The organism is Muriicola sp. SD30 (assembly GCF_041205185.1).
Lineage (GTDB): Bacteria > Bacteroidota > Bacteroidia > Flavobacteriales > Flavobacteriaceae > Muriicola.
On record NZ_JBGEWB010000001.1, the window covers coordinates 298,661 to 312,247 of the forward strand.

Sequence of the window (13,587 nt, forward strand, 5' to 3'; positions counted from 1 at the left end):
TTTAACATTGATTTAAGGAAGATTGTTGTAACAATACAGACCTTGAGGAGTCTATTTTATACTGCATTGTTTAAACACTGACCCAATGTTCGATCTTGAGAGATGGCAAGAGATCTTTGATACCATCAGGAAAAATAAGTTGCGTACTTTTCTGACCGGGGTTTCTGTGGCCTCTGGTATCTTTATATTGGTCATCCTTTTAGGATTTGGTCAGGGAATGCAAAATGGGATTAGCTACGAGTTTGAACAGGATGCCACCACCATAGTAGAGGTCTGGCCAGGTGTAACTACAAAGGAATACAAAGGATTAAATCCAGGCAGGAGGATTCAATTACGCAATGAGAATTACGAAACTGCTAATTCACTCTTTGGCGAGGAAGTTGAATATAAATCACCCCTTATTTTTGTTAGAAATGTCAATGTAAACTACGGAAAAGAAGCCTTGGTCTACAGCGTCAGGGGGGTCTCCTATGATTACCAGTTTATTGATAACGCCAAATTACACGAAGGAAGATTCTTTAATTATCAGGATATAGCCGGGACAGGGAAATTAGCTCTTATCGGAAAAAAAATCAAAGAGGATGTCTTTAAAAACCTGGATACTCCAATAGGGGAGCACATCAATATTTCCGGTGTTCTGTTTAAGATTATCGGGGTATTTGATGAGCGGGAGCAGAGAGAAGAAGAACGCATCTATATTCCGGTGACAACCGCGCAAAAGGTATTTAACGGGGCAGACTATATCAACAACATTTCGTATACCCTGCCTAAGGTTGAAAATTTTGATGAAGCCGTTGCACAGGCTGTCTTGTTTAAAGATAATTTACGGTCCTATCTCCAGCAGGCCCATACTGTAGCCCCGGATGATACCAGTGCCATCCAGGTCTGGAGCGCCCTGGAAGAGGCCAAACGATATTTCAGCCTTATTAACAACATTAAATTCTTCTTCTGGTTCGTAGGGATATGTACCATCATTGCCGGTGTCGTAGGAGTGAGTAATATCATGCTGATTGTAGTCAAGGAGCGCACAAGAGAAATCGGGATACGTAAGGCCCTGGGAGCAAAACCATGGTCGATCATTTTGATGATTTTACACGAAGCAATCTTTGTTACGGCCATTTCGGGTTTTGCCGGACTCATATTTAGTATGGGGATATTGGAAATTGTAGGCCCTTATATTGAAGTAGATTATGTAGTGAATCCCTCAGTAAATTTTAATGTAGCCCTGGCTACAGTTTTTGTCCTAATAGTTGCAGGAACCATTGCGGGATTTTTCCCGGCCTGGAGAGCAGCACATATACATACCATTGACGCTTTGCGCGATGAATAATAAGCTAAGTAGAATACACAATGTTTAACAGAGATCGTTGGAAAGAAATTTTGGAGGTACTTACCACCAATTGGTTCCGTACGGTCCTGACGGCTTTTGGTGTTTTTTGGGGCATCCTGATCCTTATTATCCTACTTTCTGCAGGAAAAGGTCTTGAGAATGGCATAAGGGCAGATTTCGGGGATATAGCTACCAATACTATGTTTATGTGGACCCGTAGTACTACAAAGGCACATATGGGTATGCCAATTGGCAGAAACTTCAGGTTTAAGACAGAAGATGTAAAAACACTGCGAGAAAAATTCCCCCAATTGCGATTTATATCACCCCGAAATCAACTCGGGGGATTCCGTGGAAATAATAATGTGGTCAGAGGAATCAAGACAGGGGCGTATAATGTCTATGGCGATTATCCCGAAATCATACAACAGGAACCTATGGCTATCACTGCAGGCCGTTTTATCAATCAGAACGATATTGATAACAAACGAAAAGTTGCGGTAGTAGGATTAGGGGTTCGCAATGAGCTTTACGACGCGGGAGAAGAGGTTTTAGGCTCCTATATAAAAATCCAGGGGGTTAATTTTATGGTCGTAGGAACATATAAGAAAAGATCAGGCAATGGAAATGGAGAGGAAGGTCAGAAAGAGATCTACGTTCCTTTTACTGCATTTTCCCAGGCCTTCAATCAGGGGAACAACGTAGGATGGATGGCCATTACGGCAAAAGATGGCTTTCCTATTACAGATTTAAAAACGGGTATAGTGAATGAGATGAAAAGAGTTCATAAGGTACATCCTGAAGATTCCAGGGCCGTTGGCTTTTTTGATCTATACGAAGAGTTCAACAGGGTTGAAAGCTTGTTTGGAGCCATGAGTTTTATAGGGTATTTCGTTGGGATCCTTGTCCTTTTATCAGGAATCATCGGCGTAAGCAATATTATGCTGATCGTGGTAAAAGAAAGAACCAAAGAGATAGGGATTCGACGTGCCCTGGGAGAAGATCCATGGTCAATCAGGAAACAGATACTGCTCGAATCTATTTTTCTGACAATTATTTCAGGTATGGCGGGAATAGTAATAGGCGCATTGTTTATTTATGGAGTAAATGCCCTGTTGGCGGCAAATGGACCTGTGGATATGTTTATGAATCCCAGTGTAAATCTCGGAGTTGTTTCGGCGGCTTTGGTAATTCTGATTATTTCTGGTCTGCTTGCTGGCTTTATCCCGGCGCAGAGCGCGATCAAAATACGTCCGATTGATGCCTTGAGAACTGAATAAGATTAACCGATCAAACTAAAATAAAAATGAAAAAATCAGTTACCGTAATTATCCTCTTAATCATAGTAATCACTTTTGGGGGTGCAATGGTCTACCTGTATCAAAAAAATGCGGAAGATCCTGTTGTCTATGAAACTGAACAGGCAGAAAAACGCACCATCATCAAGAAGACAGTAGCAACCGGGAGTATTCTGCCGCTTGAAGAGGTATTGATAAAACCGAACATCTCAGGAGTAATTGAAGAGGTCTATGTAGAAGGGGGCGACTATGTGAAATCCGGAGATCTTATTGCACGAATTAAGGTGGTTCCAAATCTCAATGCCCTGAACGATGCAAAAAATGCAATTGAAGATGCACGGATTAATCTGGAGGATCAGCGACGAAATTTCGACAGGCAGAGTGAACTTTTCTCTAAAGGAGTGGTTTCCAAAGTCGACCTGGAAAGGGCACAGGTAACATATGATCAGGCCAAACAAGCATATTCGGCTGCCAATAAACGATATGATATTGTACAAACCGGTACTACAAGGGGCTTGAGCAACGCAGCAAATACCCTGATAAAAGCTACCGTAAGCGGGATGGTGTTGGAAGTTCCGGTGGAGGTCGGAAATCAGGTGATTGAAAGCAATAATTTTAATGAAGGGACCACTATTGCCGCCATAGCCGATGTAAATAAAATGATCTTTGAAGGAAAAGTGGACGAATCTGAAGTAGGTAAAATTAAAGAAGACCTTCCTCTCGAAATTACTGTTGGTGCTATAGAGAATAAAATATTTAATGCGGTCCTGGATTATATCGCACCGAAAGGGAAGGCCGAGAACGGAGCCATTCAGTTTGAGATCAAAGGAACTTTAAATAAAGGCGATACGGTATTTATCAGGGCTGGTCTCAGTGCTAATGCCTCTATCATCCTCGCCAGAGCAGACAGCGTCCTGGCTATTAAAGAAGCCCTGGTGCAATTCGACCCTGAAACTAAAAAACCATTTGTTGAAGTAGCTACAGGAGATCAGCAATTTACCCGAAAAGATATCGAATTAGGGGTGAGTGATGGAATTTATGTGGAAGTCCAGTCGGGCCTTTCATTTGAAGATAAAATAAAGGTCTGGAACGCTCTACAGCCTGAAACCCTTGGCGGATAGGTTTTTTTAACATTATTTTTCAACAATTTTTGTAACAAATCCACATCTTGTAAGTCCTATCACAAGATTGGAATCCAACTAAGAAAATGCACCAACGATGATTGAAATTAAGGATCTGCACAAATCGTATAAAATGGGAAGTAATTCCCTTCATGTTCTCAAAGGGATCAATTTTTCCGTTGAGGAAGGGGAATTGGTCGCTATCATGGGTTCCTCGGGATCAGGGAAGTCGACCCTCCTGAACATCCTTGGAATGTTAGATGAAGCTGATGAAGGAGAATACTTGCTCGATGGCATCCCGATTAAAAATCTCAATGAGACAAAAGCGGCAAATTACAGGAATAAATTTTTAGGATTTATCTTTCAATCTTTTAACCTCATTAATTATAAGACTGCACTGGAAAATGTCGCCCTACCGCTTTACTACCAGAAAATGCCCCGAAAGCAAAGACAGGAAAAGGCATTAAAGTATTTAGACCAGGTAGGTCTTAAAGAGTGGTCGCATCATTTACCCAGTGAACTCTCAGGGGGGCAAAAACAACGTGTGGCTGTTGCGAGAGCCATGGTAGCAGAACCTAAGGTTTTATTAGCTGATGAGCTTACCGGTGCTTTGGACAGTACAACCTCTTATGAGGTGATGGATTTGATACAGAAGATCAATGACCAGGGAAATACCATTCTGGTGGTTACTCACGAACCCGATATAGCCCAGATGTGCAAGCGCATCGTTCATCTTAAGGATGGGGTAATCGTCAAAGACGAAAAAGTAAAACAAGTAAAAGCCCTCGCCAATGTTTAGCAGGGATACCTGGCAGGAAATATTTCTCACTATCCGGAAGAACAAACTCAGAACTGTTCTTTCGGGCTTCACCGTATCTCTGGGAATTCTCATTTTTGTGGGGCTTGTCGGGTTGACAAACGGACTTCAGAATACTTTCGAGTACTTTTTCTCCCAGGATGCAACAAATGTGATGTATATCTTCCCGGGAAGGACATCCATGCCCTACAAGGGGTACAAATCGCTTCGGCGCATAGAACTTGATAATAGCGATCTCACAGATATCAAAGAAGATTTCCCGATGTTCGTGGACTACATTTCTCCGAGAATATTCAGGAGTGCCCTGGTTAAGTACAAGGAAGAATCAAATAATTACACGACAATAGGGGTCGATTGGGGGCAGCAATTTGCCGAGAAGACCATTATGATGAAAGGTCGATATATCAACCAGGAAGATGTTAAAAATAGAACCAAAAATGTAGCCATAGGAAGATTGGTTGAACAGGATCTTTTTGGCAATAGTAATTCAATTGGTGAGTTCATAGATGTTGGAGGTAGTATGTTCAGGGTTGTAGGCGTCTTTCAGGATGACGGGGGAGACAACGAAGAACGACAGCTCTATATGCCTTATACCACTAGACAGCTCATTGAAAAGAATACGGATGAAATCGGGCAGATTGTCATCGGGTTTAAAGAGGAGATAGGCTATACAGGAGCCATGGCCTTCCAGCGCAGTCTGGAAAAATATCTGAAACAGAAAAAATTTATTCATCCCGAAGATGAGAATGGCTTTTTCGTGAGAAATGTTGCGGATCAGCTCAAACAGAACCAGGATTTCGCAGGAGTACTTGCCATTATAGCAGCCCTTGTGGCTTTCGGAACAATTATAGCAGGAATTATAGGGATTAGCAATATCATGGTCTATGTAGTAAAAGAGCGGACTAAGGAAATAGGCATTCGAAAGGCTATCGGTGCAACCCCGAGATCTGTGATCTCCGTAATACTTCTTGAATCTATTTTTATTACCACCATTTCAGGCTTTTTAGGAATGTTCCTGGGTATAGCTCTTTTAAGTACCCTGGGCGATACGCTGATGGATGATTACTTTATCCGAAACCCGGGTATAGGTACGGGATTGGCAGTTTTTGCCACGCTGCTTCTTATCATTTTTGGAACCCTGGCAGGATATGTACCAGCCAAAAGGGCAGCGAGAATAAAACCCATTGAAGCTCTAAACGACGAATAGTATGAGATTTCTATTTGATAAAAATACATGGCAGGAGATCTTCGGTTCTATAGGCAAGAACAAGACAAGAACTATCATTACGGTGATCGGGGTTTTATGGGGGATATTTATCTATATCGTTCTGGCAGGAGCCTCCAAAGGTTTGGATAACGGCTTTGAAAGAAATTTTGAAACCGTGGCTAAGAACAGCATTTTTACCTGGTCTCAATCAACCAGTATGCCCTATGCTGGATATAAAACGGGAAGGCGGTTGAATTTAAAAGTACAGGATGCTGTCACTTTGCAAAACAGAGTCCCGGAAATTCAGTATATCGCTCCGGTAAATACTAAAGGGGTTTTCGGAGGACAAGCTGCCTTGGGTGTCAGAGGATTAAAGTCTAACAGCTATCCTGTCTATGGCTACTTTCCTGTCATAGCAAAAATGGCAACCCAAAGGATATACGATAACGGCCGGTTTATCAATGATGAAGATGAGGAACAGGCAAGGAAGGTTTGTGTAATTGGGGAAAGAACCGAGCAGGAATTATTTGACAAGGATGAAGATCCAATTGGGGCTTACGTCAGATTGGATGGTATATATTTTCAGGTAGTAGGTGTTGCAAAATTAACCCAAAACACACCTTTTGCCACAGATGGTGACATATTTATACCCTTTAGTACTTTCAAAAAACTATACAATACAGGGGATAATGCACAGTATTTTACCATTGCTGCCTATGACGATGCGGATGTGGTTCAGGTGGAAAAAGATATTAAGTCGGTCCTGAAAAGTATTCACAACGTGCACCCCGATGACGAACGTGCATTTGGGGCTTTCAACCTGGGCGAAATCTTCAGTAAGATCATGGGCTTTGCTAACGGACTCACCTTTGTTTCGCTTATAGTTGGCCTGGCAACTATCCTGGCTGGTGTAATTGGGATTGGAAATATACTGCTGATCTCCGTGAAGGAAAGGACCAAGGAACTGGGAATAAGGCGTGCCCTTGGGGCAACTCCCCGGGAAGTGAGATCCCTTATCATCCTGGAATCCGTTTTCCTCACTACGATCGCGGGAATTATTGGCATAATTATGGGTGCCGGAGTCCTAAGCCTGATCAATTCATGGACAGAAGGCATAGATTTCCCTTATACCAACCCTACCGTGCCCATTCCATTAGTAATCGGGGCCTTGCTTGTCATGGTTATTCTGGGGACCCTCATCGGGTTGATCCCGGCGCAAAGAGCGGTCAGTATTAAACCTATTGATGCATTAAGAGAAGAATAAAATAATAACTAACAACTTTAAATAACACGCAGAGAAGATGAATAAATATGTAAAATTCGGACTAATAGGGGTCCTGGTCTTAGGTGCATTATGGGCAGCGGCTTTCTTTATCAAGTCGAATAGCAAAGGAGCCATCGAATACGATACTAAAAATCCCTTTATAGCGAATATAGAGAAAAAGACGGTGGCCACCGGAAAGGTTGTCCCGCAGGATGAGGTAGAGATTAAACCTCAGATTTCAGGGATCATTGATAAGATTTACATGGAGGAAGGGGATGATGTAAGAGCAGGCGATCTGATTGCTGTGATCAAAGTGGTTCCCAATGAACAGGCGCTGAATTCAGCACGAGGTAGAGTTAGGAATGCGGAAGCAGCTTTGAATAATATTAAGATTGAATATGACAGGAACAAACAACTCTTCGACCGGGGAGTAATTTCCAGTCAGGATTTTAATAACCTGAAATTACGTTATGATCAGGCGGTTCTGGAACTGGAAAATTCAAGGGCAGATTATCAGATTATACGTATGGGATCGGCCGGAGGTTCTTCCAGCGCCAACACTAACATCAGGGCAACCGTAAATGGAACGATCCTGGAGATCCCTGTGGAAGAGGGAGATCAGGTAATCCAGAGTAATAACTTCAATGACGGAACAACCATTGCCACCATTGCAGACCTTACACAAATGATATTTGAAGGGCAGGTAGATGAAGGGGAAGTAGGGAAGCTAAAGGTTGGCATGCCACTGGAAATAAGTCTGGGTGCCATTGAAGACCAGAAGCTCGAAGCCAAGTTGAAATTTATTGCACCAAAAGGTGTGGAGGAAGCCGGTGCCGTTCAGTTTAAAATTGAAGGGGATGTAGCCACCAATGATTCCATCTTTATCAGGGCAGGATACAGTGCCAATGCGTCATTGGTCCTTGAGAAGAAAGACAGTATTATGGTTATCCCGGAAGCCTTGTTGCAATTCGATAAAGAAAATGATAAACCCTATGTTGAGATCGCGACAGGCGACCAGCAATTTGAGCGTAGAGATATTGAGATAGGAATTTCAGATGGAGTCAATGTAGAAATTATTTCAGGTCTTACTGAAGAAGATAAAGTAAAGATTTGGAACAAGACGGAGCCTATTAAGAGAGGTGAGGATGATGAAGAAGAGGAAGCTAATTCCTGATAAGTCGAATAAAAAATCAACTAAATAAGCAATCAAAAAACGCGAACATGAGATTTAGAATATCCATCCTATTATTCCTGCTTACCATTGGGACCCTCACAGCACAGATGAGAAAGTGGACGCTGGAGGAATGTGTGACCTACGCGGTAGATAATAATATAACTATAGAACAGTTTGAACTCGATCTTGAAAATGCCAGAATCGATAAATCGGACGCCCTTGGGAACTTTTTACCCAGCCTGAATTCACAGATGAATACTTCAGGGAGTACCGGACTCATCCTGGATCCTACGACTAACGGCTTTGTCTCTGCCACGATCTTTTCGGCCAGCGCAAGTGCCACATCGGGACTTACCCTTTTCGACGGATTGAGGAATGTACACCGGATGAACCGGGCAAAGTTGAATGAACTGTCTAATCAATATCGTCTTGATAACCTAGTGGATGATATTAGGCTCAACGTTGCAAATAGTTATCTGAGTATACTTTCCAACAAGGAAACCTTAAAAGTAGCAGAGGCCCAGTATGCCGTTACTTTACAGGATTTAAAAAGGACCAAGGAGCTGGTAGAATCAGGTGTTGTACCCAGGGGAGACCTTTTGGAAGTAGAGGCGACCGCCGCAACTCAGGAACAGACCATCATCAACAACCAGAATTTGGTTTTACTCTCCAGAATCGCGCTGGCGCAACTTTTACAGATTACGGATTACGAGAACTTTGACATTGCCGATGAGGAATTTAATGTACCTCCCTCTGATATTTTAAAGTACTCCCCCAAGGTGATCTTTGACAAGGCACTTACATTCAGAAACGACATCAAATTCTCCGAATCTGGGGTGGCTCTTGCCGAGAAGGATCTTCAAATTGCAAAAGGGGCAGTATATCCAACCGTTGGAGCATTTTTTAACTACAACACCAGGTATTCCGATCAAACCCGGGACCCATTTACAGGGGAAAAGATCGCATTTAAGGACCAGCTATGGATCAATGATGGTATATCTTATGGAGCACAGCTTACAATTCCAATTTTCAATGGTTTCAGTACCAGGAATAATATAAGACGTTCTCAAATAAATGTTGAACAGGCCAAGCTGCAATTAGAGCAAACCAAACTTGACTTAGAGACAACCATCAATCAGGCGTATGTTGATGTGCAAAACTCGGCCAAAGCCTATGAAGCTTCTCAGAAAACCCTGGAAGCCAGAAGGCTGGCATACGACTATTCAAAAGATCGCTTTGATGTGGGATTAATGAATGCATTCGACTTTAGTCAGGCACAGTCCCGAGTAGACAATGCCGAAGCTGAGGTGGTACGGAATAAATACAACTACATTTTCAGGATCAAGGTGCTGGAATTCTTTTACGGCCTTCCTATTGTCCTGAACTAAACTATCTTTGTGGCCTGATGGCCTTGATTTTACAATTAGAAACCGCTAGTACGAATTGCTCCGTTTCGCTTTCACGGGACGGAGTTTTAGTTGCCAGTAAGGAGCATAACAGCGCTTCTTACTCGCACTCAGAACAACTTCATGTCTTTATCAGGGAAGTATTGGAAGAAGCCGGGGTAACTATGCCCGAATTACAGGCTATTGCTGTAAGTAAAGGGCCCGGTTCTTACACAGGCCTGCGTATAGGAGTATCAACAGCCAAAGGACTTTGCTATGCCCTGGATATTCCACTGATTTCAACCCGGACTCTGAGGGGAATGGCCCTTCAAAAGAATATCGATAGCGGGGTGATCATTCCTATGCTGGATGCCCGACGGATGGAGGTTTATATGGCTATCTTCGACTCTGATCATAAGGAAGTATCACCAACCAAAGCGTTGGTGATAACGGCTGATGCCTTCCAGGAATATTCAGAAAAAGGCCCTGTCTATCTCATAGGAAGCGGCGCAACAAAGTGCAAAGAGATCCTGGAGCACCCGAATCTATATTTTGATGACAGGGTAATCCCATCTTCCAAAACCATGTGTAAAGTGGCCTATCAAAAGTTTAAAAAAGGGGATTTTGAGGATGTCGCCTATTTTGAACCTTATTACCTGAAAGATTTCATCCTTCAGACCAAAACCAAATCATAGTTTTTGGTAGACTACAGAAGTTTTTTACCCTTTCTGATGTACGTCGAGTTGTGGGAAAGGAATCTCAATTCCAGCCTCGTCAAACCTTAATTTTGTCTCTTCGATTACTGCAAAATGGGCATCCCAGAAATCCTCGTTTTTCGCCCAGAATCTCAGGGTTAAATTCACAGAACTATCGGCTAATTCCCCAACGAAAACTGCAGGAGCAGGATCTTTGAGGATGCCTGTCTGGTCTGCACAGATCTCAAGCAAAATCTCTTTTGCTTTTTTAATATTGGAACCGTAGCCAATCCCAATATCGATTTTGTCTCTTCGAGTTTCTTCCGCATTATAATTAATGATATTGTTATTGGAGAGCTGACCATTGGGTAATATGGCGAGCTGGTTCCCAAAGGTGTTGAGCTTGGTTGTAAAAATGGTGATTTCCTTTACCGTGCCGTCAACTCCCTGAGCTGAAATGAAATCTCCTACTTTAAAAGGTTTAAAAATTAGAATCAGTACGCCTCCTGCAAAATTGGCCAATGATCCTTGCAAGGCAAGCCCCACGGCAAGTCCGGCCGCACCTACTAAGGCAACCAGGGAGGATGATTTAACACCCAATTGAGTGATAACCAAAACAAAAAGCAGGAGTTTTAAGGCTATACTGATAAAACTCTGAAGAAAAGATTCCAGAGCGAGGTCGTAGTCCTTCTTCTGGAAGAATTTATGAACCAGTCTGTTGATGAATTTTACGATCCACCAACCTACTACGAGGATGATCGTTGCAGTAATGAGGTTTGGCAGGATGTCCATTATCCAATCAATTCCCTGGTCTATATATTCCTGATATTCCGAAAAGGAGGCCATATGCTTAAATTTTGGTGCAAAACAAGCAAAAATTCACGGTCTATTCAAATTTAAACCACTAAAGTCTTGTTAACTACAGACCATTTAAAAGCAGAGATAAGGCTTCTTCGGGAGTAGTGACCGGTAATTTGCAAGCTCCGTTTTCACAGATAAAGATCTGAGATTTCTCAGCATGGATTCTCCCTTTGAGCAAACTAAGTGATCCATCGCTGACAGCCCCTGCAAATAAGGTATTTGGTTGATATTGTGATAAGAGGAAAGTAGCAAACTTCGCAGTAGAAGGGCCGGTAATCACCACCTCCCTGAAAGGAAAAACTTTATACAAAGGATAGTGCATCCAGTTGGCATGGCTGTTCGGGTTTTCTAGTATACTTTCCCTCATTTGCAACAGCATTTTATCCACTATCCCTCCAAATGGTTTTTCCGGGAAAAGCAGGGAGAGTTTATATAAATTGAGGGCCATAACAGAATTTGAAGCCGGAATGACATTATCTGCGGTTTCGAGAGATCTCCTGACCGTTATTTCTTCCTTGTCGGAAGTAAAATAAAATAAGCCACTTTTGTCATTCAAAAAATGAAGGAGACAATACTCGGAAAGTTTACTAGCCTTTTTTGCCCAGGACTCTTCAAAAGTAACTTCATATAGTTCTAAATATGCACCTATCAGGCTGGCGTAATCCTCCAGAAATCCCTCAATGGTGCTTTTTCCCTCCTTGTGATTGTGAAACAGACTACCTTTCTCAGTCAGGACAGTGTTCTCGAGAAATGTAATTGCTTCTTCAGCCATGACGAGGTATTCTTTCTTGCCCAGGTAGCGATATGCTTCTGTCAATGCTTTTATCATAAGGGCGTTCCAGGAAGTCAGGATTTTATCGTCAAGACGTGGTCTGGGACGAAGTTCCCTCTTCGCTAGTAGAATTTTTTTACAGTGATTAATCCTGGATCTTAGGTCTTTTACTGACAGCTTGTATTTCTTTGCTACTTCTTCATCAGTTTTATCCCTGATTAATACATAGTTGTCTTCTTCCCAGTGACCATAAGAGTTGATATTGTAATAATCACTGAAAATTTGATAATCCTTCCCTAATTCGTCAGCTAATTCTTTTTCTGTCCATACGTAATATGCTCCTTCTTTCAGATTGCCCTGCTTGTCCAGACTGTCTGCATCCAGAGAGGAGTAAAAGCCCCCATCGGGATGCATTAATTCACGGGTGACGAAATCAATGGATTCCTCCACTATATTTTTATAAAGAGGATCAATTACTGCGGCATACGCCTTGGCGTAGAGCGATATCAACTGGGCATTGTCATAAAGCATTTTCTCAAAGTGAGGAATATGCCATTTAACATCCACGGAATAGCGTGAAAATCCACCACCCAGATGGTCATAGATTCCTCCGTAAGCCATTCGACGAAGTGTGGTATGTAGGTATTTCTCAGTTTCGGGATCCTGAAATAGGGTGCTGTAATGCAACAGGAAATCGAGATTGACAGGCATCATGAATTTCGGTGCCCTTTTATAACCCCCCAGGAAAGTGTCAAAATACTGCGACCAATTTTTTACAATGGATGTGAGGTCTTTTTGGGTTATATGCCCTTCCTTCTCTGGTGCAGGTATTAGATTAATCGTATGTAATCCTTCCTCCAATTGTGCAGCATACTCCAAAACTTTGGATGGATTGGTTTGATAAAGGGTGGAAAGCTGTTCCAGGACCTTTATCCAGTCCTGTTTACGAACAAAGGTAGCTCCCCAGAAGGGTCGTCCGTCGGGTAAAGTCACAACATTGAGTGGCCATCCCCCGCTTCCGGTCATCATTTGCAGGGCATCCATGTAGATATGGTCAATGTCAGGTCGTTCTTCCCGGTCAATCTTAATATTTATAAAGTGCCGGTTCATTACTTCGGCAACTTCCTGATCTTCAAAGCATTCACTTTCCATGACATGGCACCAGTGACAGGCAGCATAGCCGATACTTATTAATAGAAGTTTGTTTTCTTTCCTGGCCTTTTTGAGTACCTCAGGTTTCCACGGGTACCAGTTTACCGGGTTGTGTGCGTGCTGCAGCAAATACGGGCTGGTTTCGTGGATTAAGGAATTTGTATGTTCAGGGGTTGATTTCAAAACTGCTGTTTTCAGATACTAATGCAAAAAAAAAGCACCTCGAAAGGTGCTTCATAAATTGTAAGACAACCTATTTGACTTCGAAGGTGATCTTCACATTCACACGGAAGTCATCGACCTTCCCATCCTTAACGGTTGCACTTTGTTCATTTACATAAACCGATCGGATATTCTTAACGGATTTGGATGCCTGAGAAACTGCTTTCTGTGTGGCGTCTTCCCAACTTTCACCGGAATTTGCCAGTACTTCTATAACTTTTAAAATAGCCATGTTGTATTAATTTTAGGTTCTATTAAAGGTCTGAAGAATTTAAGCAAAAAGCAAATA

The 13,587-nt window shown here is 42.4% G+C and carries 12 protein-coding genes; 9 read left to right on the plus strand and 3 right to left on the minus strand.

All coding sequences use genetic code 11. The annotated features are described in order from the left end of the window. The first annotated feature begins 85 nt into the window (after nt 1-85). From AB8P51_RS01320 to tsaB, 9 genes are all read left to right on the plus strand, one after another. Complete coding sequence (locus AB8P51_RS01320; protein WP_369746966.1) at nt 86-1,330, plus strand: ABC transporter permease; 1,245 nt, start codon at nt 86-88, stop codon at nt 1,328-1,330. Between the two features lie 20 nt (nt 1,331-1,350). Continuing rightward, nucleotides 1,351-2,610 carry an ABC transporter permease gene (locus tag AB8P51_RS01325; protein ID WP_369746967.1) on the plus strand — a complete coding sequence of 420 codons (1,260 nt, stop codon included), beginning with the start codon at nt 1,351-1,353 and terminating at the stop codon, nt 2,608-2,610. 26 nt (nt 2,611-2,636) lie between these two features. After that, nucleotides 2,637-3,749: an efflux RND transporter periplasmic adaptor subunit gene (locus AB8P51_RS01330; protein WP_369746968.1), complete on the plus strand. Its 1,113-nt coding sequence runs from the start codon at nt 2,637-2,639 to the stop codon at nt 3,747-3,749. Between the two features lie 97 nt (nt 3,750-3,846). Continuing rightward, nucleotides 3,847-4,548 (plus strand): ABC transporter ATP-binding protein, encoded by a 702-nt coding sequence (locus tag AB8P51_RS01335; RefSeq protein ID WP_369746969.1) that lies wholly within the window; start codon nt 3,847-3,849, stop codon nt 4,546-4,548. Further along, on the plus strand, nt 4,541-5,773 hold the full coding sequence (locus AB8P51_RS01340; protein WP_369746970.1) for an ABC transporter permease: 1,233 nt from the start codon (nt 4,541-4,543) through the stop codon (nt 5,771-5,773). Before AB8P51_RS01335 ends, AB8P51_RS01340 begins: the two co-directional genes overlap by 8 nt. A gap of 1 nt (nt 5,774) precedes the next feature. Continuing rightward, nucleotides 5,775-7,037 carry an ABC transporter permease gene (locus tag AB8P51_RS01345; RefSeq protein WP_369746971.1) on the plus strand — a complete coding sequence of 421 codons (1,263 nt, stop codon included), beginning with the start codon at nt 5,775-5,777 and terminating at the stop codon, nt 7,035-7,037. Between the two features lie 37 nt (nt 7,038-7,074). Beyond that, complete coding sequence (locus tag AB8P51_RS01350; RefSeq protein ID WP_369746972.1) at nt 7,075-8,211, plus strand: efflux RND transporter periplasmic adaptor subunit; 1,137 nt, start codon at nt 7,075-7,077, stop codon at nt 8,209-8,211. A gap of 47 nt (nt 8,212-8,258) precedes the next feature. Beyond that, nucleotides 8,259-9,599, plus strand: a complete 1,341-nt coding sequence (locus AB8P51_RS01355; RefSeq protein WP_369746973.1) for a TolC family protein — start codon at nt 8,259-8,261, stop codon at nt 9,597-9,599. Nucleotides 9,600-9,616: 17 nt separating this feature from the next. Beyond that, a complete protein-coding gene (tsaB, locus tag AB8P51_RS01360) occupies nt 9,617-10,291 on the plus strand; it encodes a tRNA (adenosine(37)-N6)-threonylcarbamoyltransferase complex dimerization subunit type 1 TsaB (protein ID WP_369746974.1) in 675 nt (224 codons plus the stop codon). A 24-nt stretch (nt 10,292-10,315) separates the two neighbouring features. Here the strand turns inward: tsaB and AB8P51_RS01365 are convergent, their stop codons facing one another. The 3 genes from AB8P51_RS01365 to AB8P51_RS01375 all read right to left on the minus strand — a co-directional run bounded on the left by AB8P51_RS01365 (nt 10,316) and on the right by AB8P51_RS01375 (nt 13,530). Then, nucleotides 10,316-11,137, minus strand: a complete 822-nt coding sequence (locus AB8P51_RS01365) for a mechanosensitive ion channel family protein (protein WP_369746975.1) — start codon at nt 11,135-11,137, stop codon at nt 10,316-10,318. A gap of 73 nt (nt 11,138-11,210) precedes the next feature. Continuing rightward, on the minus strand, nt 11,211-13,259 hold the full coding sequence (locus AB8P51_RS01370) for a thioredoxin domain-containing protein (protein WP_369746976.1): 2,049 nt from the start codon (nt 13,257-13,259) through the stop codon (nt 11,211-11,213). 70 nt (nt 13,260-13,329) lie between these two features. Beyond that, the gene (locus AB8P51_RS01375; protein ID WP_369746977.1) at nt 13,330-13,530 is read right to left on the minus strand and encodes a dodecin family protein; all 201 of its coding nucleotides are present in this window, start codon (nt 13,528-13,530) and stop codon (nt 13,330-13,332) included. Nucleotides 13,531-13,587: the final 57 nt, after the last annotated feature.

Excerpts from the sequence above, each read along its gene's own strand:
- AB8P51_RS01330 (WP_369746968.1), top strand. The coding sequence starts at position 2,637 with ATGAAAAAATCAGTTACCGTAATTATCCTCTTAATCATAGTAATCACT.
- AB8P51_RS01355 (WP_369746973.1), top strand. The coding sequence starts at position 8,259 with ATGAGATTTAGAATATCCATCCTATTATTCCTGCTTACCATTGGGACC.
- AB8P51_RS01340 (WP_369746970.1), top strand. The coding sequence starts at position 4,541 with ATGTTTAGCAGGGATACCTGGCAGGAAATATTTCTCACTATCCGGAAG.
- AB8P51_RS01365 (WP_369746975.1), bottom strand. The coding sequence starts at position 11,137 with ATGGCCTCCTTTTCGGAATATCAGGAATATATAGACCAGGGAATTGAT.
- AB8P51_RS01375 (WP_369746977.1), bottom strand. The coding sequence starts at position 13,530 with ATGGCTATTTTAAAAGTTATAGAAGTACTGGCAAATTCCGGTGAAAGT.
- AB8P51_RS01320 (WP_369746966.1), top strand. The coding sequence starts at position 86 with ATGTTCGATCTTGAGAGATGGCAAGAGATCTTTGATACCATCAGGAAA.
- AB8P51_RS01350 (WP_369746972.1), top strand. The coding sequence starts at position 7,075 with ATGAATAAATATGTAAAATTCGGACTAATAGGGGTCCTGGTCTTAGGT.
- AB8P51_RS01325 (WP_369746967.1), top strand. The coding sequence starts at position 1,351 with ATGTTTAACAGAGATCGTTGGAAAGAAATTTTGGAGGTACTTACCACC.
- tsaB (WP_369746974.1), top strand. The coding sequence starts at position 9,617 with ATGGCCTTGATTTTACAATTAGAAACCGCTAGTACGAATTGCTCCGTT.
- AB8P51_RS01345 (WP_369746971.1), top strand. The coding sequence starts at position 5,775 with ATGAGATTTCTATTTGATAAAAATACATGGCAGGAGATCTTCGGTTCT.
- AB8P51_RS01335 (WP_369746969.1), top strand. The coding sequence starts at position 3,847 with ATGATTGAAATTAAGGATCTGCACAAATCGTATAAAATGGGAAGTAAT.